The sequence below is a fragment of the Leclercia barmai genome (assembly GCF_049312895.1).
In the GTDB taxonomy this organism is placed as follows: domain Bacteria; phylum Pseudomonadota; class Gammaproteobacteria; order Enterobacterales; family Enterobacteriaceae; genus Enterobacter; species Enterobacter barmai.
Map to the genome: position 1 here is coordinate 239,940 of NZ_JBMNWZ010000002.1, position 25,535 is coordinate 265,474.

Here is a 25,535-nt window from a genome sequence, read left to right on the forward strand (position 1 = left end):
GGCCTTAACGCATTACGATTAGATGGCTTGAGTCGGCCGGGAGTCCATCCGGCTTGATGTTTTCGATGCGCAGCACGTCGCCCATGATCTGGCTGAATACAGGCGCCGAGACCGCCCCGCCGTAATAGGCTCCGTTTTGCGGATCGTTAATCACTACCGCCAGGGCAAAGACAGGCTTGCTGGCCGGCGCGACGCCCGCAGTATAAGCCACGTATTTGTCGACATAGTTGCCGGCATCATCAATTTTCTTCGCGGTACCGGTTTTCACCGCCACCCGGTAATCACGCACTGCCGCTTTGATCCCGCCCCCGCCCGGCAGGGCCACACTCTCCATCATATGTTCCACCTCCTGCACAATCGACGCAGGCATGACCTGGGTGCCGACAACCGGCGGATCGATGCGGGTGATAGATAGCGGACGCTCCAGGCCGTAGCTGCCGATGGTGGCGTAGACGTGCGCCAGCTGCAACGGGGTGACCATCAGTCCGTAACCAAACGCGAAGGTGGCGCGATCGAGCTGGCTCCAGAATTTACGCTCCGGCAGCAGGCCGCTGCTCTCCCCCGTTAACCCCAGACCGGTGGAGCGGCCAAAGCCAAACCCGTGGTAGGTGTCCAGCAGGCGCTGGATCGGCATCGCCAGCGAGAGGCGTGATACGCCCGTGTCGCTCGATTTTTGCAAAATGCCGGTCAGCGTCAGCTCCGGGTAGTAACCGACGTCGCGGATACGGTGTCCGGCCAGGGTGTAGGGATGCGTATCAATAACGCTGTCCGGCTGCACCAGCCCCTGCTGAAGGGCGGTCATCAGCACCAGCGGCTTGACGGTTGAGCCCGGTTCAAAGGTGTCGCTGATGGCGCGATTGCGAAAATCGTTCAGCGTGGCGCCTTCACGGTTATTGGGGTTGAAATCCGGGAAGCTGGCCATCGCCAGGATCTCGCCGGTCTGAACGTTGATCAGCACCGCCGCCCCCGACTCCGCTTTATTCCAGGCCACGGCGTTGTCCAGGGCATCTTCCGTGATGGTCTGCAGTCGCTCGTCAATGCTTAACTGGATATTGTGCGCCGGAACGGGCGGGACTTCGGTGATGTTTTCGATCACACGCCCAAAGCGATCTTCGCGCACGCGTCGCAGGCCGGGTTTACCGGTGAGCTGGGCATTAAAGCTTTTTTCGATCCCCTCTATGCCCTGCCCGTCGATGTTAGTGAAGCCGATAAGGTTGGCTGCCACGTGACCGGCCGGGTAAAAACGCCGGGACTCATCGCGCAGGCTGATCCCCGGCAGCCGGAGCTTCTCGATCCACTTAGCCTGAGAGGGGTCAACCTGGCGGGCGAGATAGATAAACCGGCCGTGCGGATTGCCTTTGATACGCGCCGCCAGCGTGGGGAGCGACAGATGCAGCGCACTGGCTAGCGCCTGCCAGCGATCGTCATACCCGACGCCTCCTTTTGCCAGCACCGTTTTGGGATCGGCCCACACCGCCTGCACCGGCACGCTCACGGCCAGCGGCCGCCCTTCCCTGTCCATTATCATTCCCCGGGGGGCGTTAATCGCCACTTCCCGCAGCGAGCGCATGTCCTCCTGCTTAACCAGCGGGTCGGGCTTGACGATCTGCAGCCAGGCGACGCGGCCCAGAAGAAAGAGCAGACTACCAAGAATGACCATGCAGAGAAGAGCAAAACGTAACGGAGTGAAGTTTGCTGCGGGGTTGACGGGTTTCTTTTTCACCAGGGCTCCAGGGGTTGGTAACAACGCCCTGATTTAACGGCAAATATGAGCTGGAGGGGTGAAAACAATGCTAATACTCTCGCAGCTTTGAAACAAACTGCTAACAGAGACGCATGTGGTAACACTTTGAAAAACATACATTAAAAAGCCCCGCATAAGCGAGGCTTTATATCTCTGCAACTGAAACGTCGGAACGCTTCAGATCAGGCAGGGGTTCGATCAGATAGCGGTTACGTTAACAGCAGCCGGACCTTTCTGGCCGTCCTGAATTTCGAACTCAACGTTCTGGCCTTCAGCCAGAGTTTTGAAGCCGTTACCCTGGATTGCAGAGAAATGTACGAATACATCTTTGCTGCCGTCAGCAGGAGTAATGAAACCAAAACCTTTAGACTCGTTGAACCACTTAACTTGACCTTTAATCTTTGCCATTTGCAAAATTCCTTAGAATGATTTCTTCGCCCGCGGGCATTCACTAGATAAAACTGAGACATTACTGCATGAGGCACTAATATAAGGTTCGGCAGAGAAGCGGTATTCAACGACAACGTGTTTACTCAGGACTTCTATACTGAAAATGCCACACATAAACAGAACTGTACCTCGTTTGACCCAAACCGTGTTATCACACACAACTTAAATAATGGCAAGCCATTTTTAAACGTGTCTCGATCAGCCGCACAAATTCAGGGACTGATTTGCCACAATCTGCACAGTAATCCACTTATGTGTATAGCTGGCCCGTATGTTGCTCGATCAGTGACCGTCAGGGTAGACGCTGTTATCAAAGACTTTTTTACCTTAGACCAATAACTTCGTATCGTCCAGCAAGCAAGGCGGATTTCCTGCAACATCTATTTCCATTAGAACATTTGGTAAAAAGTTATGCTGATTTGATCGCAACGGCAGGCATTTGTTTATCAGTAAAAAAACAGACTATATCGCTTCGCTTGTTTAAGTTATATACACCCTGACCCTGAAAGTCGCCATGCACCAAAATAATGATATTTTTATGAACCTGCTTCAAAAAAAGGCAATCAAAACGTTTCGATTAAAATAAAATATGACCCGCGTCGGTTTAATACAGAATAAGTACTAAGCGAACACATAATAGTTTATAAGGATAAATATTGACCAATACGAAGAGGCTGAAAGTTATCGCCGGGTAAAGATATATTCTTAAGTGCCTGAGCCAACTCTTTTACAGGCTCATCCAGGGATTCATCTGCCAGTTCAAATACCCCCCAGTGGATCGGGATCGCCCGCGGCATGCTCAACTGCTGCCAAAGCGCCACCGCCGACTGCGGATCCATATGATGCACCGACATGAACCAACGTGGTGCGTACGCCCCTACAGGTATGGCAACGGTATCCAGTTTTCCCAGCCGTTCGGGGATGGTCAGGAGCTCCGGAGTATAACCGGTATCGCCGCTGAACCAGAAGCGCTGGTTTTGTCCTTCAAAGACCCAGCCGCACCATAACGAGCGATTACGATCCCAGAGGCTACGCATGCTCCAGTGCTGCGCGGGAACCGCCGTAAACACCACCCCTTCGAAAACGTAGCTTTGCCACCAGTCCAGCTCAATAACCTGTTTCGCCCCCCGACGGCGACACCAGGCGCCCAGTCCTAAGGGCACAAAAAAAGTGAGCTGCGGGAAGCGTCGCAAAAGCTGGCGCACCGTTGCGGAGTCGAGATGATCAAAATGATTATGGGAAATGACGACGGCATCGAGTGACGGTAGCGCCGCGACGCTCGTTACCGGAGGCGTTTTTCGTGTCGGCCCGGCAAAGGATACCGGCGAGGCGCGCCGGGAAAAGACCGGATCGGTAAGGATGTACTTTCCGCTCAGGCGTAACAGCAGGCTGGCGTGTCCCAGCCACCAGACACCGTCTTCTTCGAGGGTATTCAAGGTGACAGGCTGCCACCACTGGCGGATAAAGGCGTCGTAGCCTTCTGCTGGGGGTTTTGGCAATCCGGCAGCTTTGCGCTCTTTGCGCCAGCGTTCAACGTCGCCGGGTTGATGACCAGAGTCATTCGTATTGCGAAAGCCATGCGGGGTATGATGCGCGAGGGAGGCGTTATACCAGGGATTACTCCAGGCCACACACACCTCCCTTAACGGATTAGCGTTCGGCTACCAGACGAATAAAGTCATCGTCCTGGCTGTCAGCCGTCACTTCTGGCGCTTTTGGTGCTTCTTTCTCTTCCGGCTCATTGGCTTCGCACAGGCGACGCAGCAGGACATTCTGTCGTTTCTGCAGGTCGACCAACTTCTCCAGCAGCTCAATCTGCTCGCTGGTACGGGAGCTTGCACGATTCACAAAAAACCACAGCACCAGGCCCACAACCAGCAGCACGACCGAGATTGCCAGAGATGCCACGCTGAACATCCCGGAATTCACTAACTCACCCATTTCACCCCCCAATAAAAACGCTCATTTTACCACTCGCGTTAAGGAAGGAAATCATTTGCGATAAAAATGACAGCTACCAGGGGATAAACTTATTGATAGAACAAATACCGCTAAAGAACTGTACATCCTGATCGCACATCACGTTAATGGTCTGCGTCCAGAGTAAAACACAGGCCAGCAACACTAAGACCAGAATAACCCAGCGTATTTTTTTCACTCCACTCTCCGTACCCTAACTGCCTGATGCCAGGTTATCATGCGCAACTTAAACCATGCCTAACTGTAACGTGAAGGCGATGCTTTCGGAATCATATACTTGTTAAAGTGATTGTATCGATTACCCTAAGCGGCAGTTATTCAAAAAATGAGGTAATGATGCGCTTTTTTATTCGCACATTGATTGTTATAGCACTCGTCTGGACGGGTTTGCTGCTCGCAGGCTACGGCGTGCTGACCGGCAGTAAAGAGAATGCGGGTGGGCTGGGTATTCAGTGCCAGTATCTTACCGCGCGTGGCATCAGCACGGCGCAGTATATTCATTCAGACAGCGGCTTCATTGGGCTGTCCCGCTGCCCGCTGCTGAGAAAAACCGAGACCGTCATCGATAACGGCTGATTCAATACATAAAAAACGCCGCCATCAGGCAGCGTTTTTTTATGGCGCTAACAATCAGAACGGATAGTCGTTGTAACCCATCTGCTCAGAAATCTTACGCGCCGCCGTGTGCAGCATTTCTACGTACTCGTGCAGATGCTCTTCAGAGAAACGCAGCGTCGGGAAGGAGATACTCAGGCCGGCGATCACCACACCGAAACGGTCAAAGACAGGTACGCCGATGCAGCGCAAGCCTTCTTCCTGCTCCTGGTTATCTTCGCCATAACCCTGCTCACGCACTTTATCCAGCACCTGCAACAGCTCCTCGGTGGTGGTAATAGTGCGTTCGGTGCTGCGTTTGTATTCCACGTTCTCGAGGATCTGCTTCACTTCGTCACGGTCGCGCCATGCCAGCAGGACTTTACCGATAGCGGTACTGTACAGCGGGTTGCGACGACCAATGCGTGAATACATGCGCAGGTTGTACATAGAGTCGATTTTATGGATATAGACGATACTGTCTTCATCCAGCGCCCCCAGGTGCACCGTCTCTTTCGTCAGACGCGACAGTTCACGCATCTGAATATCTGCGCTGCGGATCAGGTCGACGTTCTGTAGCGCGCGCGCGCCCAGTTCAAATAACTTCAGGGTCAGAGAGTACTTTTCAGACTCCCCTTCCTGTGCAACATAACCCAGTGATTTCATGGTCTGTAAAAAGCGATAAACGGTGCTTTTTGACATCATCACACGCTGGGACAGCTCAGTAATACCAATTTCGCGCTCTTCACCAAGCGCCTGCAGGATGCCGAACACCTTTAACACGGATGAAACAGAATCTGGCTGTTTATCCAAATCCGCGATTGCCATTAATCACCTCAACGCAAGTGTTTTATAAAATTCAGAACCGGTTTTTATTATAAATTCGCAGCCGCGTTGCTGCAATCAATCCTGGCTTACCTGGTTACAAATCTGCGACATACAACCGAAATAACAGTGATAATATCGTTACCCTGTTAATAATAACCTCCAATGCTAATTAATTCTCATGACTACAACCCCCACTGACGGCCTGCCGATACCGCAACGCTATGGTGCGATTGCGACCATTATTATCGGTATTTCAATGGCTGTACTGGATGGCGCCATCGCCAACGTGGCTCTCCCGACTATTGCCAGCGACCTGAATGCCTCCCCCGCCAGCTCGATCTGGATTGTGAACGCCTACCAGATAGCCATTGTCATCTCGCTGCTATCATTCTCTTTTCTCGGGGATATGTTTGGTTACCGCCGGGTCTATCAGTGCGGGCTGGTGGTATTTACCCTGACGTCTCTCTTTTGTGCCCTTTCGGACACGCTACACATGCTGACCCTGGCGCGCATCGCGCAGGGCTTTGGCGGCGCGGCGTTGATGAGCGTGAATACGGCGTTGATTCGTCTGATCTACCCGCAGCGGCATCTGGGCCGGGGCATGGGGATTAACTCCTTTATCGTTGCCGTGTCGTCTGCGGCGGGCCCGACCATCGCCGCAGCGATCCTCTCCGTAGCTTCCTGGCAGTGGCTGTTTCTAATCAACGTTCCGCTGGGGATCGTGGCGTTGCTGTTCGCCCTGCGCTTTTTACCCGCCAACGGGCCGAAAAGCAGCATGCCCAAATTCGACCTCCCGAGCGCGGTGATGAACGCCCTCACCTTTGGCCTGCTGATCACCGCCCTGAGCGGGTTTGCCCAGGGCCAGTCGCTTATGTTGATAGCGGGCGAGGTCGTGGCGCTGCTGGTGGTCGGCTTCTTCTTCGTGCGCCGTCAGCTGGCGCTGCCGGTGCCGTTACTGCCGGTGGACCTGTTGCGTATCCCGCTCTTCTCGCTATCGATCTGTACCTCCATCTGCTCCTTCTGCGCGCAGATGCTGGCCCTGGTCTCCCTGCCCTTCTTCCTGCAAAGCGTCATTGGTCGCTCGGAAGTGGAAACGGGTCTGCTGTTAACGCCCTGGCCGCTGGCAACAATGGTGATGGCGCCGCTGGCGGGTTATCTGATTGAGCGGGTACATGCCGGATTACTGGGTGCGCTGGGGTTGGTGGTGATGGCAACAGGACTTTTCGCGCTTGCCCTGCTGCCTGCAGCGCCTCACGATCTGGATATCATCTGGCGCATGGTGCTGTGTGGGGCAGGCTTTGGCCTCTTCCAGTCGCCGAATAACCACACCATTATCACCGCCGCTCCCCGCCATCGCAGCGGTGGTGCCAGCGGGATGCTGGGCACCGCCCGCCTGCTGGGACAGAGTACCGGCGCGGCGCTGGTGGCGTTGATGTTCAACCTTGCCGGGCAAAGCGGCACGCACATGGCGCTGTTGACCGCCGGCACGCTGGCCACCGTCGCGGCCATCATCAGCGGACTCAGGGTCACCCAACCTCGTTCGCAGGCATAAAAAAAGCGCGTCGAAAGACGCGCTTTTTTATTATCCAGCCGAAGCTGTTACTTCAGGTATTCACCGTTACGCAGCGCTTCAATACGCTTATCCAGCGGCGGGTGAGACATGAACAGCTCGCTCAGCGATTTCGATTTACCGTTGATGCAGAAGGCCATCATGGTTGAGGCTTCCTGCGGCTCGTAGCTGGTTTTCAGACGCTGCAGCGCAGCAATCATCTTCTCACGGCCAACCAGTTTGGCGGAACCTGCATCAGCGTGGAACTCACGGTGACGGGAGAACCACATGGTGATGATGCTCGCCAGGATACCAAATACCAGTTCCAGTACCATTGAGACCGCAAAGTAGATCAGCGGGTTACCGTTGCTCGACTCGCCTTCCTCACGATCGCCACCCATAAAGCCTGCGGCGATCTGGGCAATGATACGAGAAATGAAGATAACGAAGGTGTTGACCACACCCTGAATCAGGGTCATGGTCACCATATCGCCGTTGGCAATGTGGCTGATCTCATGGGCGATAACTGCTTCCGCCTCATCACGGCTCATGTTCTGCAGCAGACCGGTGCTCACCGCAACCAGAGAGGCGTCACGACGCGCACCGGTGGCGAAGGCGTTAATATCCGGGGCGTGATAAATTGCCACCTGCGGCATGGCAATACCTGCCTGACGGGACTGGTTGGCAACGGTGGTCATCAGCCACTGTTCCATATCGTTACGCGGTTGCTCAATAACCTCGCCGCCAACGGACTTAAGTGCCATCCACTTGGACATCAGCAGTGAGATAAAGGAGCCACCAAAACCAAACAGCAGCGCCATAATCAACAAACCTTGAACGCTGCTCGACTGAATTCCTGTCAGGCTGAGAACCACCCCGAAGACCACCATGACCGCAAGGTTGGTGAGCAGGAAGAGCGCGATTCGCATCATAATATTCTTTTAACCTCAGTTTAACAAAACGCACTATGCGATTACCCACATCGTATGGGTATTCCGCATATTTTCAAGGATTGGAGAGGCGTAAGTCACCAGAAAGACACAACTTTACATAATGAAATGACTGCCTGACGGCAGAATGCGGTTTAAAAAAAAACAGGCACAATTTCTTGTGCCTGTTGGGGGAGATTATTTTGCCGGAGCGGGGTTACCGGCAGGCTTGTCTTTTTCCAGTTTCGCCAGGTCGATGGCGATTTTCACCGTCTCATCGAGATACGGATCCGGCTCCTGGTAATCCTTCGGCAGGTCATCCAGCTTTTTGAGGACTGGCTTACCTTCACGTTTGAAGCGGTCGTTGATACGCGCCAGACGTGTCGCATCATCCTCTTCGTTCTCTTTCAGACGCTGCGCGTAATTCAGAGAGACGATATTGCGTTTCGCCTTCAGGGCATTGAAACGGGCAATATCCTTGACGATGTACTGGAACTCCGGATCTTTAGCGATGCGGTCGTCGTGCTGCTTCAGCAGCGCCGGACCAAACTGGGTCATGTCGCCCGACTTCACGTAGGTGGCAGCGTTCACGCTATCCCACGGCAACGCGTTGTCTTCGAACTTCTCACCGGTTTCCGTCTCTTCGGTACCCGTCGGCATGATGATATCCGGGGTCACGCCTTTCCGCTGGGTACTGCCGCCATTCACGCGGTAGAACTTCTGAATGGTGTACTGAACCGAACCCAGCGCTGGCCATTCCGGACGCAGCATCTGATCGTAAATGCGGTTCAGGGAGCGGTACTGCTGCACCGTACCTTTACCGAACGTCGGTTCGCCAACAATCAATGCACGGCTGTAATCCTGCATCGCGGCGGCAAAGATCTCCGACGCCGAGGCACTGAAGCGATCGACCAGCACCACCAGCGGGCCTTTATAGTACACAACGCCATCGGTATCCGCGTCTTCACGCACTTTACCGTTGTTGTCGCGCACCTGTACCACCGGTCCGGACGGGATAAACAGACCGGAAAGCGAAACCGCTTCGGTCAGGGCGCCGCCGCCGTTGGTACGCAGATCGATAATCACGCTCTTAACGTTCTGTTTTTCAAGTTTCTGCAGCTGGACTTTGACGTCGTCCGTCAGGCCCACGTAGAAACCAGGAATATCCAGCACGCCAACCTTGTCTTTACCCACGGTTTTCACCGACATCTTCACCGCGCGGTCTTCCAGACGGATACGCTCGCGGGTCAGGGTAACGATACGGGTTTTGGTGCCTTTACCAGCAGGCAGAATTTCCAGACGGACTTTGCTGCCTTTTGGCCCTTTGATCAGGGCAACGACGTCATCCAGACGCCAGCCGATCACATCAACCATGTTCTGGCCAGGTTGACCGACACCGACAATGCGATCGCCTACGCTAATCGCCTTGCTCTTGGCCGCCGGGCCACCGGCAACCATGGAGTTGATCACGGTGTAATCATCATCCATCTGCAGCACCGCGCCGATCCCTTCAAGGGAGAGGCTCATTTCGGTGTTGAACTGCTCGGTGTTGCGCGGAGAGAGATAGTTGGTGTGCGGATCGATTTCGTGCGCGAAGGCCGTCATCGCCAGCGAGAAGACATCTTCACTGTTGGTCTGGGCCAGGCGACGAATGGCAAATTTGTAGCGGCGGGTCAGCGTTTCGCGGATCTCTTTCTCATCTTTACCGGTGAGTTTGAGGCTCAGCTCGTCGTATTTAACTTTGCTGTCCCACAGCTGATTCAGCTCGGCTTCATCTTTTGGCCACGGCGACTTACTGCGGTCAAGATTAAAGGTGTCGTTACCCGTGAAGTCCATTGGACGTTCAAGCACCTTAAGCGCGTACTGATAGCGCTCAAAACGGCGTTTCTGCGACAGGTTATACAGGTCGTAGAACAGGTCCAGCTTGCCGCTGCGTAACTCATCCCCGACCTGGGTCTGCTTTTTGGCAAACTGTTCGACATCGCTCGCCAGCAGGACGTTATGGCTGTAGTCCAGCAGGTTCAGGTAGCGGTCGAAAATCTTTGTCGAAAAGGCCTGGTCGAGATCGAACTGGCGATAGTGCGAACGGGTGAAGCGCGACGTGACGCGCTCACTGACCGTCGCGTGCTGAGTCTCTTCCTTCAGAACCGGAATCTGATCGACACGCGTAATCTCGTCCACAGCGAAAGCGTGGCCTGTTATTGCAAACAGGCCAGCCAGCGCGGTGAGCTTAAAAAATGTGTTCATGCCGGGCTTGGCCTCCGTTTTAGAACAACAAGTGTTCTGCGCGTACAATCATTGACAGACCAGAAGTCAGCTGTACACGAACGCCATCTTTGGTGATTTCCAGTACGGTGGCATCCATAGCATTGTTACCCGCTTTTACCTTCAGAGACTGACCCACGCTCAGGGCGGTGATGTCAGAAACCGGAGTGTGGCGCGGCTCTTCACGAGGCGCACGCGGGGCTTTTGCCGCCGGTTGCTCAGCACGTGGCTTACGCTCGGTATTCTCTTTGCGACGCGGTGCAGGACGTGGCTTGCGTTCACGGCGAGGCGCTTCTTCCTGGCCATTGGCCGCGGCTGCTTCGCGTTTTTTAGCCTGCTGTTCAGCACGCTGAGCCTGAACTCGCGCTTTGGCTTCTTCAAGCTGCTTACGGGCATGCTCAACATGCTGCTCATCCAGCACACCACAAGGGTTGCCATCGAGATCAACACGCGTCGCGCCCGCTTTGATACCGTAAAGGTAACGCCAGCTCGAAGTATAAAGACGTAAGGCGGAGCGGAGTTGGGTTTTGCTGAGGTTCATCTCACCTTCAACACGCTCTACCAGATCCTGAAAAATACCAATTTTCAGGGGACGAGCTTCGCCTTCGGCACTAAAACATTGAGGAAAACGTTCGGCCAAAAACGCGATAACTTCTTTACTGCTATTCAACTTAGGTTGATTTTCCATGAAATTTCCTGATTACAACGGACGTTGCCGACAAGCCGCAGGCATGAACAGGCGACATTATAATGACGCCATCCGTAAATGCTACGTTATCCGTTGATTATCCTGCGACGCTCGCAAAGAATTTGTGATAATCGGTCGCGGCGAGAACGTTTTCAAGATTCGCCACCAGCTCGCGCAGCCCCTGTTCATCATCGGCTGTAAAGCGATTAAAGACAGTGCTGTCGATGTCCAGAACACCAATAATCTGATTGTTTACTTTCAGAGGAAGGACGATTTCAGCGTTGCTGGCGCTGTCGCAGGCGATGTGCCCGTCGAACGCGTGAACGTCATCCACACGCTGCACCTGGTTTTGCGCCACCGCGGTGCCGCATACGCCGCGCCCGACCGGAATACGCACGCAGGCGAGCTTGCCCTGGAAGGGTCCGAGTACTAAGGTTTCACCTTCCAGCAGATAAAAACCGGCCCAGTTCACATCGGAAAGACGCTCAAAAAGTAATGCGCTGGTATTCGCCAGAGTGGCTAAGAAACTGGTTTCACCTGCCATCAATGCCTGAAAGTCACGGGTTAGGTCCGTGTAGAATTCTGTTTTGTTCATTATTCAATCACTTGGTTGTCTTACAAAATTACAGCATAGCCTATTAAAATAAGCATTATTTACGTTCATGCTCAAGATGAATCCATTCATGAGTTAAGATAACTATTAACTATCCTTTTTTAGCGCGACCGATGGCTCTTAAATCACCGAAAATAACGCCGACGAAAAAAATCACCGTGCATACGGTCGGCGATGCGCTGCCTCGTGCACATTATCAGCGTTGCCCGCAATGCGATACGCTTTTTACGTTGCCAAAGATGAAATCATACCAAAGTGCTTTCTGCCCGCGCTGCAACGCAAAAATTCGCGACGGCCGTGACTGGTCACTGACCCGGCTGGCGGCGATGGCGGTCACTATGATGCTGCTGATGCCCTTCGCCTGGAGCGAGCCGCTGCTGCGCCTGCACCTGCTGGGCGTGCGCATTGATGCCAACCTGTTACAGGGGATCTGGCAGATGACCCGCCAGGGCGATCCCCTCACAGCGTCGATGGTTCTGTTCTGTACCGTCGGCGCGCCGGTGGTGCTGGTGGCGGCTATCGCCTACCTGTGGCTCGGCAATATCCTGGGAATGAACCTGCGCCCGGTACTCCTGATGCTCGAGAAGCTCAAGGAGTGGGTGATGCTGGATATCTACCTGGTGGGGATTGTTGTCGCCTCCATCAAAGTGCAGGACTACGCTTACCTGCAGCCGGGCGGCGGTCTGTTTGCGTTTATTGCGCTGGTGATCCTGAGCGTGCTGACGCTTATTCATCTGAACGTGGAGCAGCTCTGGGAACGCTTTTACCCCCAGCGCCCCGCCACCCGTTACAACCCTGAACTGCGCGTCTGTCTTGGCTGTCACTATACCGGCCTGCCCGACGCGCGCGGTCGCTGTCCGCGCTGCCATATCCCCCTGCGCGTACGGCGGCACAACAGTCTGCAAAAATGCTGGGCGGCGCTGATCGCCTCGCTGGTGTTTCTTATTCCGGCCAACCTGCTGCCTATCTCGGTGATTTACGTCAACGGTGGACGGCAGGAGGATACCATTATGTCGGGCATCGTCTCGCTGGCGCACAGCAATATCGCCGTAGCGGCGGTGGTGTTTATCGCCAGTATTCTGGTGCCCTTTACCAAAGTGGTGGTGATGTTTACCCTGCTCGTCAGCATTCATTTTAAATGTGAACAAGGGCTGAGAACCCGCATACTGCTGTTGCGTTTCGTTACCTGGATTGGCCGCTGGTCAATGCTGGATCTGTTTGTTATTTCGTTGATGATGTCGCTGATCAATCGCGATCAGCTCCTTGCTTTTACTATGGGACCCGCAGCGTTCTATTTCGGCACTGCGGTGATTTTGACTATTCTTTCAGTGGAATGGCTGGATAGCCGCTTACTTTGGGATGCACATGAGTCAGGAAACGCCAGCTTCGCCGACTGAAGCGCGAGTTAAAACAAAACGTCGTATTTCGCCATTCTGGTTACTGCCGGTTATCGCTCTGATGATCGCCGGTTGGTTAATCTGGACCAGCTACGAGGATCGCGGCAATACCGTTACTATCGATTTCCAGAGCGCCGACGGCATTGTGGCAGGCCGTACGCCGGTGCGTTTTCAGGGGGTTGAAGTAGGGACCGTCCAGGATATCTCACTGGATAAGAACCTCAATAAAATCGAGGTTCGCGTTAGCATCAAATCCGATATGAAAGATGCCCTGCGCGATGAGACGCAGTTCTGGCTGGTTACGCCCAAAGCTTCGCTGGCGGGTGTTTCCGGTCTGGATGCGCTGGTCGGGGGTAACTACATCGGCATGATGCCAGGTAAAGGTGAACCAAAGGATCACTTCACCGCCCTGGATACGCAGCCGAAATACCGGCTCAACAATGGCGATCTGATGATCCATCTGCACGCACAGGATCTGGGCTCGTTGAACAGCGGTTCGGTGGTCTATTTCCGTAAGATCCCCGTCGGTCGGGTTTATGACTACGCCATCACCCCTAACAAGCAGGGAGTGGTCATCGACGTGCTGATCGAAAGACGCTTTACCTCGCTGGTGAAAAAAGGCAGCCGCTTCTGGAATGTGTCCGGCGTGGATGCCGACCTGAGCCTGAGCGGTGCCAAAGTGAAGCTGGAGAGCCTGGCGGCGCTGGTGAACGGGGCTATCGCCTTCGATTCACCGGAAGGTTCTGAGCCCGCCACCCAGGAAGATGATTTTGGCCTGTATAAAGATCTGGCCCACAGCCAGCGCGGCGTGATTGTGAAGCTCACCCTCCCCTCTGCGGATGGTCTGAAGGAAGACTCCACCCCGCTGATGTATCAGGGGTTACAGGTTGGGCAGCTCACCAAAATGACCCTTAACGCTGGCGGCCTGGTCACCGGTGAGATGACCGTTGACCCGAGCGTGGTCGATCTGCTGCGCAAAAACACGCGCATCGAATTGCGTTCGCCAAAACTGTCGCTGAGCAACCCCAGCGTCAGTAGCCTGCTGACCGGCAGCACTTTTGAACTGATCCCCGGCGGCGGCGAACCAATAAATCAGTTTGTGATCGCCCCGGCCGATAAGGCGCTGCTGCAAAAACCGGGCGTCATCACCGTCAAACTCAACGCACCGGAAAGCTACGGTATCGATGCCGGTCAGCCGCTGATCCTGCACGGCGTGCAGATTGGCCAGGTGCTTGAACGCACCTTAAACAGCAAAGGCGTTAGTTTTGAGGTGGCGATCGATCCGCAGTACCGCGAGCTGGTGCATGGCGACAGCAAATTCGTGGTCAACAGCCGGGTGGATGTTAAAGTCGGGCTCGACGGCGTCGAGTTCCTGGCGGCCAGCGCCAGCGAGTGGATCAGCGGCGGGATCCGTATCCTGCCGGGTGACAAAGGCGCCATGCGCGACAGCTATCCGCTGTATGCCAACCTCGATAAAGCTCTGGAAAACAGCCTGAGCGATCTGCCGACCACCACCCTCACGCTGGTGGCCGACACCCTGCCGGACGTGCAGGCAGGTTCGGTGGTGCTGTATCGCAAATTCGAGGTGGGTGAAGTGATCCTGGTTCGCCCGCGCGCCAATGCCTTTGATATCGAACTGCATATCAAGCCGGAATACCGCAAGCTGCTTACCAGCAACAGCGTGTTCTGGGCTGAAGGCGGGGCCAAAGTGCAGCTTAACGGCAGCGGCCTGACGGTACAGGCCTCTCCGCTCTCCCGCGCCCTGCGCGGGGCCATCAGCTTTGACAACCTGAGCGGGGCGAGCGCCAGCCAGCGTAAAGGCGACAAACGGATCCTCTACCCTTCCGAAACCGCAGCCCGTGCGGTGGGCGGCCAGATCACCCTGCATGCTTTTGATGCGGGCAAGCTCGCCGAAGGGATGCCGATACGCTATCTGGGAATTGATATCGGGCAGATCCAGAATCTGAAGCTGATCACCGCCCGCAACGAAGTGCAGGCCACGGCGGTGCTGTATCCGGAATATGTCGATAACTTCGCCCGCGCCGGGACGCGTTTCTCGGTGATCACCCCGCAGATTTCCGCGGCAGGCGTTGAGCATCTCGATACCATTCTCCAGCCTTATATCAACGTCGAACCCGGCCAGGGCAAGGCGCGTCGCGACTTCGAACTGCAGGAAGCGACCATCACCGATTCACGCTATCTCGATGGCCTGAGCATCGTGGTGGAGGTGCCGGATGCGGCGTCGCTCGCCATCGGTACGCCGGTGCTGTTCCGCGGTATGGAAGTGGGTACAGTGACCGGGCTGACGCTGGGAACGCTCTCCGACAGGGTGATGGTGGCCCTGCGTATCAGCGATCGCTATCAGCATCTGGTGCGTAACAACTCGGTGTTCTGGCTGGCGTCCGGTTATTCCCTGGACTTTGGTCTGACCGGCGGCGTGGTGAAAACCGGGACCTTTAATCAGTTTATCCGCGGCGGTATTGCCTTCGCGACGCCGCCGGGTACCCCGCTGGCGCCGAAATCCCAGCCCGGCAAGCACTTCCTGCTGCAGGAGAGTGAGCCGAAAGAGTGGCGCAACTGGGGAACCGCCCTGCCACGCTAACCCTTACGCTCCGGTGTCAACCCACCGGAGCGTTTGTGGTACACTGCGCGCCTCTTTGACTCCCTGTGGTGCGCTCGTGTCTCAACGTTCCGTCTATCTGCCAGAAGAATTTCTGGCTCAAATGCGCCAGGCCCTGCCTGATCCTCTCTCTCTCGATGCGTTTATCGCCGCCTGCCAGCGTCCGCTGCGCCGCAGCCTGCGCGTCAACACCCTGAAAATCAGCGTGGCGGATTTCCTCTCGCTTGTCGCCCCCTACAACTGGCAGCTCACGCCGGTGCCCTGGTGTGAAGAGGGATTCTGGATCGAGCGTGACGACGAAGAGGCGTTACCGCTGGGCAGCACAGCAGAACACCTGAGCGGGCTGTTCTACATTCAGGAAGCCAGCTCCATGCTGCCGGTTGCGGCGCTGTTTGCCGATGGTAATACCCCCGCCCGGGTGATGGACGTAGCGGCCGCGCCCGGCTCCAAAACCACCCAGATCGCCGCACGGATGAACAATCAGGGCGCGATCCTCGCCAACGAGTTTTCTGCCAGCCGCGTCAAGGTGCTACACGCGAATATCAGCCGCTGCGGGATCAGCAACGTGGCCTTAACCCATTTTGATGGCCGCGTGTTTGGCGCGGCCCTGCCGGAAGCCTTCGATGCGATCCTGCTGGACGCCCCCTGCTCCGGCGAAGGAGTGGTGCGCAAAGATCCTGATGCGCTGAAGAACTGGTCCGTCGCCAGCAATCTGGAGATCGCCGCCACCCAGCGCGAGCTTATCGACAGCGCCTTCCACGCCCTGCGCCCCGGCGGGACGCTGGTCTACTCCACCTGCACCCTGAACCGCGACGAAAACGAAGCCGTCTGCCTGTGGCTGAAAGAGCAGTATCCCGATGCCGTTGAATTCCTGCCGCTGAACGACCTGTTTACCAGCGCCGCTGACTGCGTCACTCCCGAAGGGTTCCTGCACGTCTTCCCGCACATCTACGACTGCGAAGGCTTCTTCGTGGCACGCCTGCGTAAAACCGCCGCCATAGCGCCGCTGCCCGTGCCAAAATTCAAGGTTGGCAACTTCCCGTTCACGCCGCTTAAAACCCGTGAAGCCCAGCAGATCGCCACCGCCGCACATCAGGTGGGCCTGCGCTGGGACGACAACCTGCGCCTGTGGCAGCGTGATAAAGAGGTGTGGTTATTCCCGACGGAGATTGAGCCGCTGATAGGCAAAGTGCGTTTTTCTCGTCTCGGCATCCGCCTGGCGGAGACGCACAACAAAGGTTACCGCTGGCAGCATGAAGCGGTGATCGCCCTGGCGGGCGAGCACAACACCTTTGCCTTAACCCAGGCAGAAGCGGAAGAGTGGTATCGCGGACGCGATGTGTGGCCAGAGGCAACCCCAACCGGGGATGATGCGGTCCTGACGTATCAGGGCTTTCCGGTAGGGCTGGCGAAAAAAGTGGGCTCGCGGCTGAAGAACAGCTACCCGCGCGAGCTGGTTCGCGATGGCCGCTTGTTTACCGGTAACGGCGAAGAGAGCTAAAAATAGCACTTTTTTACTGGCGCTTTTGCTCTCCATTGACCAGGCTGAAAAGTGGGCGACTACACTGGTCGTACCAGACCACAGCATGATCCTGGAGAGCATTATGACGAAAACCAATGTGCGCATTGGCGCATTCGAAATCGATGATGCCGAGTTAAACGGCGATACGCAGGGCGAGCGAACGTTAACTATCCCTTGTAAATCCGACCCCGACCTGTGCATGCAACTCGACGCCTGGGATGCAGATACCAGCGTCCCCGCCATTCTCGATGGAGAACACTCAGTCCTGTACCGTAAGCATTACGACCAAGGTTCCGATGCCTGGATCATGCGCCTTGCCTGATTCAGAGAGAACCCGCCCGCAGGCGGGTTATTTATTCCCAATTTCTCCCCTTCCCTGAATCATCCCCTACAATATCAATACGGTAGTAAATGCTGAGGGGCATGATGTACGCACTGGTATTGTTTATCTGTTATCTGGACGCAGGCTGTGAAGATCTGGTGGTGGACGTGTATCGCACCGAACCCCAGTGCGAGGCATCGATGGACGACCAGCGTATCCGCCACGGCGGCTGTTATCCGGTAGAAGATTTTATCGACGGCTTCTGGCGCCCGGCGCAGGAGTATTCTGACCTGTAATCACTGCAGCTGCGCCAGCGTCAGGCTGCCGCCAAACACCGCCCCGGTATCGATGTAGTGCAGGTTCTGGCAGTCATAGCGTTTTCTGAGCGGCGTATGGCCGAACCAGAAGTGATCTGCCCCGCCAATCCCCTCCTCGCTGCCGTTCATTAAATCCTGCAGGCGATCCCGGTTCCACAGAACACGCTGCTTCTGTACCGGCTTATTCCACACATAGTGCGATGACGGGTAGTCTGCATGGGCAATGACATTCAATCCGTTAGCGCAGTTGATTTCGATAATCCACGGCAGCGTTTCACAGCGGCGGAACAGGTCGATAGCCTGCTGCTGTTGTTCACCTTTTAATTCAGCGAACCAGTTGCCGCCATTCATCATCCACAGGCCAAACTGATTATTATGTAGGGCGTCCAGCGCCATCTGCTCATGATTACCGCGCACGGCATAAAACCACGCTTCATTTAATAACTGCAGGCATTTCACGCTATCCGGGCCGCGATCGATTAAATCGCCGACGCAAATAAGTAAATCCTCATACGGATTAAGATGCCGGCGCTTTAGCGCCTCCATAAGCATCTGATAGCAGCCGTGAAGATCGCTTACCACCCAGACGTGCCGCCAGTTGTGACCATCAAGTTTGAGATACATAGCGCCTCCTCAGGATCAGTATAGTCCTTGCGGAGTACGGCAATAATATGAGTGAAACCGCCGTTCGAAATAACCTCAATCGTTATTAAACAAAGCGGAAATAAAGGTTTAGCAACTCTTAAATCAATATCCGATGGCCTTTAAGATAATTGCAGAATTATAAAGAGGTCTTCATCGTGTCAAATACCATCCTGCCTGTTGAGGTGCCATCAGCGCACCGTTCTTCTGTTATCATCGCCCTGGCGAAGGGTGAGCTAATGCCGGGCCCGCTGTGGCATAAACGCGACTACCGGCTGAAATTCTTCCTGCGCACGTTGCTGTTCTGGCCCTCCACTACCCGTATGCTGGAGACGCTCTCCCGTCGCGACGATTTTCCCCTGTTACTGAAAGCACAGAGCACCCTGCCGGTGAAAACCCAGCGTCAATATCTGACCCGTGGGTTAAGTGCAGGGGAGCGTGCCGACGCCATTCTCCATCATTACGCCTGGGTTGATGCGCTGCCGGACGCCAGCCTGGCCCGCATCTTTACCAGCCCGACGCCGCTTGCGCTACTGCAGTTCGCCACCAAAGACGACGCCAGATATACAATCTACGCCACCAGCGCGGTTAAGGCTGAACGCGAGGGGGAAACCACGCTCTGGCTGCGTGCCGGGGATAATACCCTGCTGGCGAGCCTGACCTTCAGCGTTACCCGCGATAACGGGCAAAGCGCGCTAGTGATTGGCGGCCTGCAGGGACCGCGCCGGGATGTCGGCCGGGAGACGATCAAGAATGCCACCCGTGCCTGCTATGGCCTGTTCCCTAAACGTATTCTGCTGGAAGCGATCTTCAATCTGGCGAAACAGGCAGGCATCAGCGCTATTTACGGCGTCAGCGATGAAGGCCACGTTTTGCGCGCCCTGCGCTATCGCTTCAGTAAAGGGCGTCATCTCCACGCCAGCTACGACGAATTCTGGCAATCGCTGGGCGCGACAAGGTACGGGGCTTTCCGCTGGACCTTGCCAGCCGGTATGGAGCGTAAATCACTGGAGAGCATTGCCAGTAAAAAACGCGCCGAATACCGCCGCCGTTTTCAACTGCTTGATGAGATTGAACTGGCCCTCAGCCAGCGGTTTAGCCGCTAATACCTGCTTTCACCCCTGACAGGCAAAAATTTAACACAACCGCTAAAAAGCGCTGGACTTCCGCCGGGCGTAGTGTGGTATGGTTTAGCGAAGAACAGAGAATGTTGCCCAACTGTTAAAGCCCGCAAAAGGAAAAGGCGTTGACTTTCAACAGATAAAAAGAGACCGAATACGATTCCTGTATTCGGTCCAGGGAAATGGCTCTTGGGAGAGAGCCGTGCGCTAAAAGTTGGCATTAATGCAGGCTAAGTCGCCTTGCACTTTAAGAATAGATGACGACGCCAGGTTTTCCAGTCCGCATCAAAAGTGGCCTGAAAAAAAGCGTTAGCCTGTCCTTAAACACAAAAACCGCAATGCTTCCGAAGAGAAGCCTGCGGTTTTTTTTATTGGAAGCGGGATGCTAGCAGAGCGTATTCGCGCGCTCGATAAACGGCGCCAGGCTCATCTTCTGTCCCGGGTTTGCCGGGTCATCAATCTGGATAATCGCGATCGGCTGGCCGTTGCTCTTACCGCTGTCGACCTGCTGCTGCGCCACGTCGTTCAGGGGATACTGCACCAGGGTGCTGGGATTAATGGCATACAGGGCATGGCCCGGACGGCAGGTCAGCATCACCTCTTCACGGTTGAACGCCCATTTGTCTTTGCCCACTTCAAACCGGCTGACGGTAATCACCTGGGGTGCTGCCAGCGCCGTGCCGGAGCAGGCCAGCAATAATAAAGAAAGTACTGTTTTTTTCATTGTGTTCCACCTCGTCAGAAGGGTTCCCAGGTCGCGAACAGGCTGACTGCCGCCAGAACCAGCGCCCCCAGCACAACCTCAGTCTGCGTCATCCTGATAAAATACCGTTGCGCACGTCCGTCGTCAGAACGAAACCGCGGCACCAGAACATACCGATTCACCAGGGCAATTACCACCATCATTGCCACCAGCGCACATTTCAACAACAGCATACGTCCCCAGGCGGAGTGCCACGGCAGCGCCCAGCCCTGAATCAGCAGCGTATTCATCACCCCGGTGAGCACCACGCCCGCCACCGCCAGATGGCCGTAGCGAGAAAAACGCATCATGGTGTATACGGCGGCACGCTGCCAGCGTCCGCGGGACAGGCGCAGGCAAAAGAGCAGAGGTAACAGGCCGCCCAGCCAGCCTGCGGCACATAAAAGATGCAGACCCTGATTGCTGCGCTGGAACAGGCCCGTCACGCCATCATGCAACGCCGCATGTCCGGTTCCTGCCAGCAGGAAAAACTGCGCGGCGGTGAACAGCAAAATCAGCGACACGGCTTTTCGCGGCTGCAGCCAGGCGATCCAGAGGGTAATCAGGGCCAGGATCATCTGCCATAACCAGATCTGGCCAAACTGTGTCGTGAGCACCGCTTGCCAGATGGACGGGTTGATCACATCCGGCCAGCCGTTGCCCATCATTCCGCCCTGTAGCGCCAGCAGCAGCATCGCGGCGAGCAGGCTGGCGAACGCGGCCTTTTTTTGCTGTTCGCGAAAACGACGCGCCATGACACGCCGCAGCGAAACAGGCGCCAGCCATGCGCCGTACAGGGCATTGCCAAACAGCACCATCAGAGCGGCAAAATGGGTGAAGCGCAGCGTGACGTAGCAGAACGCCAGCATCTTATTTCACGCTAAAACGGTAGCTGCCCTCGGTCTTGTGACCATCCACGGAGACCACGTGCCACTTCACCGTATAGTTCCCTGCCGTCAGCGGAGCGGCCATCGGCACAATCATCTGGGTCGGGTCTTTCTCGTTGCGTTTTACCGCCCCGAGCGCGACGGGTTGCTGTTTTTCATCCGTGACGCTCACGCCGCTGAACCGGGGCTCGATCCCCTCGGAGAAGTTGAGGGTCAGCGCCTGGGGTGCTGCATCAACGGCGGCATCGGCAGCGGGATACTGGTGCTGCAGATGGGCATGAGCAAAGACAGTCGGGGTCGCGAGAGTGGTCAGCAGCAAAGTAAGAGTGCTGAACGTACGGGAAAGGCGGAGTGCCATCGCATATATTCCTTTTTGTTATGCCTGATTGTCAGAGGATAACTCTGTATAATGATCCAGTCGAGGATCATCCCGTCCGGACTTGTCAACGCCCCGCCGTTTGGGTAACGTTGGCCCGCAAATGAAGGAGACGGTTATGCATATTAATCTCGCCACCCTCCCCCAGGAGGAGATGGACAAAGTGAATGTCGATTTGGCCGCCGCAGGTGTGGCATTCAAAGAGCGCTACAACATGCCGGTGATCGCCGAAGTGGTAGAACGCGAGCAGCCCTCGCATCTGCGCGACTGGTTTCGCGAGCGGCTCATTGCTCACCGATTAACCTCCGTCAACCTCTCGCGCCTGCCGTGGGAGCCGAAAGTTAAGTAACCTTACCCGCGGTTACAGTTCCTTACACTGTTTATGCCAGGATGAAAACCCCTGATACATTCAGGGGCTTTATGAATTTCTGCGACTCCGTGTATAAGGAAATCACGATGTCCCACTGGAATATTGCTGCCGCACAGTACCGTCCAAATCATCATTGCGTTGATGACCACATCACGCACCATCTGCGTTTTATAACCGCCGCCGCTCGCCTGCAGTGCAATTTAGTGCTCTTTCCGGAGCTGTCGTTAACCGGCCCGGCCCTGCCCGATGGCCAGCTTCCTGCACCGCCTGACGCTCAGCAGCTGACGCCTCTTATTGATGCCGCCCATACCCATAACGTCTCGGTGATTGCCGGGATCACCGTGGAAGTCTGGGGCCAGCGCCAGCCCGGACTGGCCTGGTTTACCCCGAACCAGCCCCGGGCCACGTTTTACCCCCATGGTGCCGGTGCCTGTCTGGAAAGCAGGCTCGGCGGCCTGAGTATCGTTGATTCTCAGCCCGATCAACCCAATATTGCCCCTGATGCCGCCCTGTTCACCCGGGGCATGGCGGTGAGTGAAACCGGCTGGTCTGCCACGTTTTCGCAGTTGCAGCGTTTTGCCCATCGCTATGCTATCGCTGTTCTGATGGCGAACCGCGACGGCGGAAGCGCCCTGTGGGATGCTAAAGGGCAATTAATCGTCCGCGCCGATCGTGGCGAGCTGTTATTGACCGGGCGCTTTGTTGAGCAGGGTTGGCAAGGTGAGATCATTCCATTACGCTAAACCTTTTACGGCCAGGAGAGAGCCATGCTACGTGTCATCGACACCGAAACCTGTGACCTGCAGGGGGGCATTGTGGAAGTCGCCTCTGTCGACGTTGTAAACGGGCAGATCGTCAATCCACGCAGCCATCTGGTCCGTCCGGATCGCCCTATCAGCCCGCAGGCGATGGCTATCCACCGCATCACCGAGGCGATGGTCGCCGACAAACCCTGGATTGAAGAGGTGATCCCGCACTACCACGGCAGCCCATGGTATGTGGCGCATAACGCCAGCTTCGATCGCCGCGTGCTGCCCGAGATGCCCGGGGAGTGGATCTGCACCATGAAGCTGGCGCGGCGCTTATGGCCGGGGATCAAATACAGCAATATGGCGCTCTACAAGTCGCGCAAGCTCAGCGTAAGAACGCCGGAAGGGTTGCACCACCACCGGGCCCTGTACGACTGCTATATCACCGCCGCGTTGCTCATCGACATCATGAACACCACCGGCTGGACCCCGGACGAGATGGCCGACATTACCGGACGCCCGGCGCTGCTGACCACCTTTACCTTCGGGAAATATCGCGGCAAAGCGGTGGCGGAAATCGCGGATAAGGATCCGGGCTATCTCCGCTGGCTGTATAACAACCTCGAGCGGATGAGCCCGGAGCTGCGTCTGACGCTGAAGCACTACCTGGGTGGATCCTGATCGACCTCTGCCGCCTGGCTGGTTAACGTCTCCTGAGCCAGGCCCACCAGAAACGCGTACTCCAGGGCCACCCCTTCATAGGATTTGAAGCGTCCGGACTTCCCGCCATGCCCGGCGTCCATGTCGGTGCAGAGCAGCAGTAAATTATCGTCGGTTTTCATTTCGCGCAGCTTCGCCACCCACTTCGCGGGCTCCCAGTACTGCACCTGGGAGTCATGCAAACCGGTGGTGACCAGCATGTGCGGATAGGCCTTCGCCCCGACGTTGTCGTAGGGACTGTAGTCTTTCATGTAGCGATAGTAGGTCTCATCCTGCGGATTGCCCCACTCTTCGTATTCGCCGATGGTCAGCGGGATGGACTCGTCCAGCATGGTGGTCAGGACATCCACAAACGGCACCTGGGCGATCACTCCTTTAAACAGCCCCGGGCGTTCGTTAATCACGGTGCCCATCAGCATCCCGCCCGCGCTGCCACCCATCGCAAAGCACTGTTTACGATCGCCATAGCCCAGCCCCAGCAGCCCCTCGCAGACGTCGAGGTAGTCATTAAAGGTGTTCTTCTTTTTCAGGAATTTGCCGTCTTCGTACCATTTTTGTCCCAGCTCGCCGCCGCCCCGGATGTGGGCGATAGCGAAGACAAACCCCCGGTCGAGCAGGCTTAAGCGGCTGCCGCTGAAATCCGCGTCGATGCTGGAGCCGTAGGAGCCATAGCCGTAGATCAGGATCGGGTTTTTGCCCTTGCGGAAATGGTGCTTGTGGTAGACCAGCGAGACCGGAACTTCGGTACCGTCGCGGGCGACAATCCACACGTGCTCGCTGCGATAAAGTTCGGCGTCAAACCCTTTCACCTCGGCCTGCTTCAGCACCCGGCGCTGTCCGGTGTCCATATCCAGCTCAAACAGGGTGTCAGGCGTGGTCATGGAGGAGTAGCCGTAGCGCAGACGTGAGGTTTCCGGCTCGGGGTTGTAGCCAATCCAGGTGACGTAGGCGGGATCGTCGAAGGCGATACCAATCACTTCCCGGGTTTTGCGGTTGATCTGCCGCAGGCTGGTGAGTCCGCGCTGGCGCTCTTCCACCACCAGCCAGTCGGTAAACAGGGTGAACCCTTCGAGCATCACCTGATCCCTGGGCGGGATCAGCACTTCCCATTTGCGTTCATCGCGGACCTTGGTCTTGTACAGGCCAAAGTTTTTGCCTTCCCGGTTGGAGCGCAGATAGAAGGTGTGCTGGAAGTGATCGAGACTGTACTCATGATCCTTGCGCCGCGGCATAAAGCACAGCGGCTGGGCGTCCGGCAGTTCGGCATCCAGCAGCAGCACTTCGGTGGTGGTGGCGCTGGCAAGGAAGATAATCACATAGTGCTTTGAGGTAGTCTTATGCAGGCTGACGTAAAAGGTTTCGTCTTTCTCCTCATACACCAGTTCGTCGCTCTTCGACGAGGTGCCCACCGTATGCCGCCAGACCTGATAAGGGTGCAGGGTGGTGGCGTGCTTTTTGATGTAGTAGACCGTTTCGGAATCGTTGGCCCAGATAAAGTCGGGTGAGACGTTATCAAGCATCTCCGGGAACCAGTTCCCGGTCTCGAGATTGCGAAAACGTAAGCCATACTGCCGTCGGGAGAGGTAATCTTCGGCCAGCGCCATAGTGGCGTTATCCGGCGATACCGCCATTCCGCCCAGGGTATAAAACTCGCTGTGCGCCGCGCGCTGGTTCGCATCCAGCAGCGTCTCCCAGTCCTCCCACTCGGCGCAGAGTACCGACTGGCGCTGATAGATGGCGTATTCGTTACCGGGTTCATAAACGTGCCGGTAACGATAGCCATTTCGACTCCAGGGGGCTGAGACGTCACGCTGCGGGACGCGTTCGACCATTTCACCAAGCAGGCGATCCTGCAGCGCCTGCTGCGTCGCCATGACCCTGCGGCCATAGTCGTTTTCCGCGTGGAGGTAGTCCAGCACCTCCGGCTGCGAGCGGGTGTCGTCCCGCAACCAGTAATAGTTGTCGATACGCGTGTCACCGTGCGCGGTGAGAGCGTGCGGTATGCGTTGGGCTTTAGGTGGCATGGCGGTATGATTCTTTTACGTTTAACACCCTATAAGGTTGGCAAAACATGCGCACGATGCAAGCGAAACGGTGCTGACAGGGGTAA

General features: G+C 56.0%; 27 protein-coding genes. 11 read left to right on the plus strand and 16 right to left on the minus strand.

Annotated elements, in window-relative coordinates:
* Positions 1-4 precede the first annotated feature (4 nt).
* The 6 genes from ftsI to mgrB form a co-directional block, all read right to left on the minus strand.
* On the minus strand, positions 5-1,723 hold the full coding sequence (ftsI, locus tag ACOYA6_RS09500) for a peptidoglycan glycosyltransferase FtsI (RefSeq protein ID WP_422654595.1): 1,719 nt from the start codon (positions 1,721-1,723) through the stop codon (positions 5-7).
* 219 nt (positions 1,724-1,942) lie between these two features.
* Positions 1,943-2,152, minus strand: coding sequence for a transcription antiterminator/RNA stability regulator CspE (cspE, locus tag ACOYA6_RS09505; protein ID WP_001062678.1), 210 nt, complete (start codon positions 2,150-2,152; stop codon positions 1,943-1,945).
* Positions 2,153-2,164: 12 nt separating this feature from the next.
* Positions 2,165-2,308: a DUF2627 domain-containing protein gene (locus ACOYA6_RS09510; RefSeq protein ID WP_072036694.1), complete on the minus strand. Its 144-nt coding sequence runs from the start codon at positions 2,306-2,308 to the stop codon at positions 2,165-2,167.
* A 527-nt stretch (positions 2,309-2,835) separates the two neighbouring features.
* Entirely contained in the window at positions 2,836-3,825 is a 990-nt protein-coding gene (locus ACOYA6_RS09515) for an MBL fold metallo-hydrolase (RefSeq protein WP_422654596.1), read from the minus strand.
* Between the two features lie 19 nt (positions 3,826-3,844).
* On the minus strand, positions 3,845-4,135 hold the full coding sequence (locus ACOYA6_RS09520; protein ID WP_039030794.1) for a YebO family protein: 291 nt from the start codon (positions 4,133-4,135) through the stop codon (positions 3,845-3,847).
* Positions 4,136-4,208: 73 nt separating this feature from the next.
* Positions 4,209-4,352 carry a PhoP/PhoQ regulatory lipoprotein MgrB gene (mgrB, locus tag ACOYA6_RS09525; protein WP_039030795.1) on the minus strand — a complete coding sequence of 48 codons (144 nt, stop codon included), beginning with the start codon at positions 4,350-4,352 and terminating at the stop codon, positions 4,209-4,211.
* A gap of 158 nt (positions 4,353-4,510) precedes the next feature.
* On the opposite strand from mgrB, the gene ACOYA6_RS09530 reads away from it, so the two are divergent.
* Entirely contained in the window at positions 4,511-4,750 is a 240-nt protein-coding gene (locus ACOYA6_RS09530) for a YobH family protein (protein WP_039030918.1), read from the plus strand.
* A 54-nt stretch (positions 4,751-4,804) separates the two neighbouring features.
* Here ACOYA6_RS09530 and kdgR read toward each other — a convergent pair whose 3' ends face one another.
* Positions 4,805-5,596: a DNA-binding transcriptional regulator KdgR gene (gene kdgR, locus ACOYA6_RS09535; RefSeq protein ID WP_039030796.1), complete on the minus strand. Its 792-nt coding sequence runs from the start codon at positions 5,594-5,596 to the stop codon at positions 4,805-4,807.
* A gap of 178 nt (positions 5,597-5,774) precedes the next feature.
* On the opposite strand from kdgR, the gene ACOYA6_RS09540 reads away from it, so the two are divergent.
* A complete protein-coding gene (locus ACOYA6_RS09540; RefSeq protein ID WP_138369335.1) occupies positions 5,775-7,148 on the plus strand; it encodes an MFS transporter in 1,374 nt (457 codons plus the stop codon).
* Positions 7,149-7,195: 47 nt separating this feature from the next.
* Here the strand turns inward: ACOYA6_RS09540 and htpX are convergent, their stop codons facing one another.
* The 4 genes from htpX to ACOYA6_RS09560 all read right to left on the minus strand — a co-directional run bounded on the left by htpX (position 7,196) and on the right by ACOYA6_RS09560 (position 11,622).
* Positions 7,196-8,077, minus strand: coding sequence for a protease HtpX (htpX, locus tag ACOYA6_RS09545; protein ID WP_039030798.1), 882 nt, complete (start codon positions 8,075-8,077; stop codon positions 7,196-7,198).
* 195 nt (positions 8,078-8,272) lie between these two features.
* Complete coding sequence (prc, locus tag ACOYA6_RS09550; RefSeq protein WP_138369336.1) at positions 8,273-10,321, minus strand: carboxy terminal-processing peptidase; 2,049 nt, start codon at positions 10,319-10,321, stop codon at positions 8,273-8,275.
* A gap of 19 nt (positions 10,322-10,340) precedes the next feature.
* Positions 10,341-11,027 (minus strand): RNA chaperone ProQ, encoded by a 687-nt coding sequence (gene proQ, locus ACOYA6_RS09555; RefSeq protein WP_039030800.1) that lies wholly within the window; start codon positions 11,025-11,027, stop codon positions 10,341-10,343.
* Between the two features lie 97 nt (positions 11,028-11,124).
* Positions 11,125-11,622, minus strand: coding sequence for a GAF domain-containing protein (locus ACOYA6_RS09560; RefSeq protein ID WP_223073866.1), 498 nt, complete (start codon positions 11,620-11,622; stop codon positions 11,125-11,127).
* 131 nt (positions 11,623-11,753) lie between these two features.
* Between ACOYA6_RS09560 and yebS the strand changes: the two genes are divergently transcribed.
* From yebS to ACOYA6_RS09585, 5 genes are all read left to right on the plus strand, one after another.
* Positions 11,754-13,037 (plus strand): membrane integrity lipid transport subunit YebS, encoded by a 1,284-nt coding sequence (gene yebS / locus ACOYA6_RS09565; RefSeq protein ID WP_039030802.1) that lies wholly within the window; start codon positions 11,754-11,756, stop codon positions 13,035-13,037.
* The gene (locus ACOYA6_RS09570) at positions 13,006-15,639 is read left to right on the plus strand and encodes a PqiB family protein (RefSeq protein WP_223073865.1); all 2,634 of its coding nucleotides are present in this window, start codon (positions 13,006-13,008) and stop codon (positions 15,637-15,639) included. Before yebS ends, ACOYA6_RS09570 begins: the two co-directional genes overlap by 32 nt.
* Positions 15,640-15,715: 76 nt before the next feature.
* Positions 15,716-17,158 (plus strand): 16S rRNA (cytosine(1407)-C(5))-methyltransferase RsmF, encoded by a 1,443-nt coding sequence (gene rsmF / locus ACOYA6_RS09575; protein ID WP_138369339.1) that lies wholly within the window; start codon positions 15,716-15,718, stop codon positions 17,156-17,158.
* A gap of 103 nt (positions 17,159-17,261) precedes the next feature.
* Complete coding sequence (locus ACOYA6_RS09580) at positions 17,262-17,501, plus strand: YebV family protein (RefSeq protein ID WP_039030919.1); 240 nt, start codon at positions 17,262-17,264, stop codon at positions 17,499-17,501.
* A gap of 104 nt (positions 17,502-17,605) precedes the next feature.
* Positions 17,606-17,797 carry a YdfD/YebW family protein gene (locus ACOYA6_RS09585; RefSeq protein WP_039030805.1) on the plus strand — a complete coding sequence of 64 codons (192 nt, stop codon included), beginning with the start codon at positions 17,606-17,608 and terminating at the stop codon, positions 17,795-17,797.
* On the opposite strand, the gene pphA is transcribed toward ACOYA6_RS09585, so the two are convergent.
* On the minus strand, positions 17,798-18,442 hold the full coding sequence (pphA, locus tag ACOYA6_RS09590) for a protein-serine/threonine phosphatase (protein WP_039030806.1): 645 nt from the start codon (positions 18,440-18,442) through the stop codon (positions 17,798-17,800).
* A 176-nt stretch (positions 18,443-18,618) separates the two neighbouring features.
* Here pphA and ACOYA6_RS09595 point away from each other — a divergent pair, with 176 nt between their 5' ends.
* The gene (locus ACOYA6_RS09595) at positions 18,619-19,566 is read left to right on the plus strand and encodes a VirK/YbjX family protein (RefSeq protein WP_422654597.1); all 948 of its coding nucleotides are present in this window, start codon (positions 18,619-18,621) and stop codon (positions 19,564-19,566) included.
* 400 nt (positions 19,567-19,966) lie between these two features.
* On the opposite strand, the gene ACOYA6_RS09600 is transcribed toward ACOYA6_RS09595, so the two are convergent.
* The 3 genes from ACOYA6_RS09600 to yobA are packed head-to-tail and all read right to left on the minus strand — an operon-like array spanning position 19,967 to position 21,568.
* Positions 19,967-20,305 (minus strand): YebY family protein, encoded by a 339-nt coding sequence (locus tag ACOYA6_RS09600; protein WP_039030807.1) that lies wholly within the window; start codon positions 20,303-20,305, stop codon positions 19,967-19,969.
* Between the two features lie 14 nt (positions 20,306-20,319).
* Positions 20,320-21,192: a copper homeostasis membrane protein CopD gene (gene copD / locus ACOYA6_RS09605; protein WP_422654598.1), complete on the minus strand. Its 873-nt coding sequence runs from the start codon at positions 21,190-21,192 to the stop codon at positions 20,320-20,322.
* 1 nt (position 21,193) lies between these two features.
* On the minus strand, positions 21,194-21,568 hold the full coding sequence (gene yobA, locus ACOYA6_RS09610; RefSeq protein WP_422654599.1) for a CopC domain-containing protein YobA: 375 nt from the start codon (positions 21,566-21,568) through the stop codon (positions 21,194-21,196).
* A gap of 136 nt (positions 21,569-21,704) precedes the next feature.
* Here yobA and ACOYA6_RS09615 point away from each other — a divergent pair, with 136 nt between their 5' ends.
* From ACOYA6_RS09615 to exoX, 3 genes are all read left to right on the plus strand, one after another.
* A complete protein-coding gene (locus tag ACOYA6_RS09615) occupies positions 21,705-21,935 on the plus strand; it encodes a DNA polymerase III subunit theta (RefSeq protein ID WP_039030810.1) in 231 nt (76 codons plus the stop codon).
* A gap of 107 nt (positions 21,936-22,042) precedes the next feature.
* Positions 22,043-22,699, plus strand: coding sequence for a nitrilase-related carbon-nitrogen hydrolase (locus tag ACOYA6_RS09620; RefSeq protein WP_422654600.1), 657 nt, complete (start codon positions 22,043-22,045; stop codon positions 22,697-22,699).
* A 24-nt stretch (positions 22,700-22,723) separates the two neighbouring features.
* Positions 22,724-23,386, plus strand: a complete 663-nt coding sequence (exoX, locus tag ACOYA6_RS09625) for an exodeoxyribonuclease X (RefSeq protein WP_039030812.1) — start codon at positions 22,724-22,726, stop codon at positions 23,384-23,386.
* On the opposite strand, the gene ptrB is transcribed toward exoX, so the two are convergent.
* On the minus strand, positions 23,368-25,449 hold the full coding sequence (gene ptrB / locus ACOYA6_RS09630) for an oligopeptidase B (RefSeq protein WP_422654601.1): 2,082 nt from the start codon (positions 25,447-25,449) through the stop codon (positions 23,368-23,370). The genes exoX and ptrB overlap by 19 nt on opposite strands.
* Between the last annotated feature and the right edge of the window lie 86 nt (positions 25,450-25,535).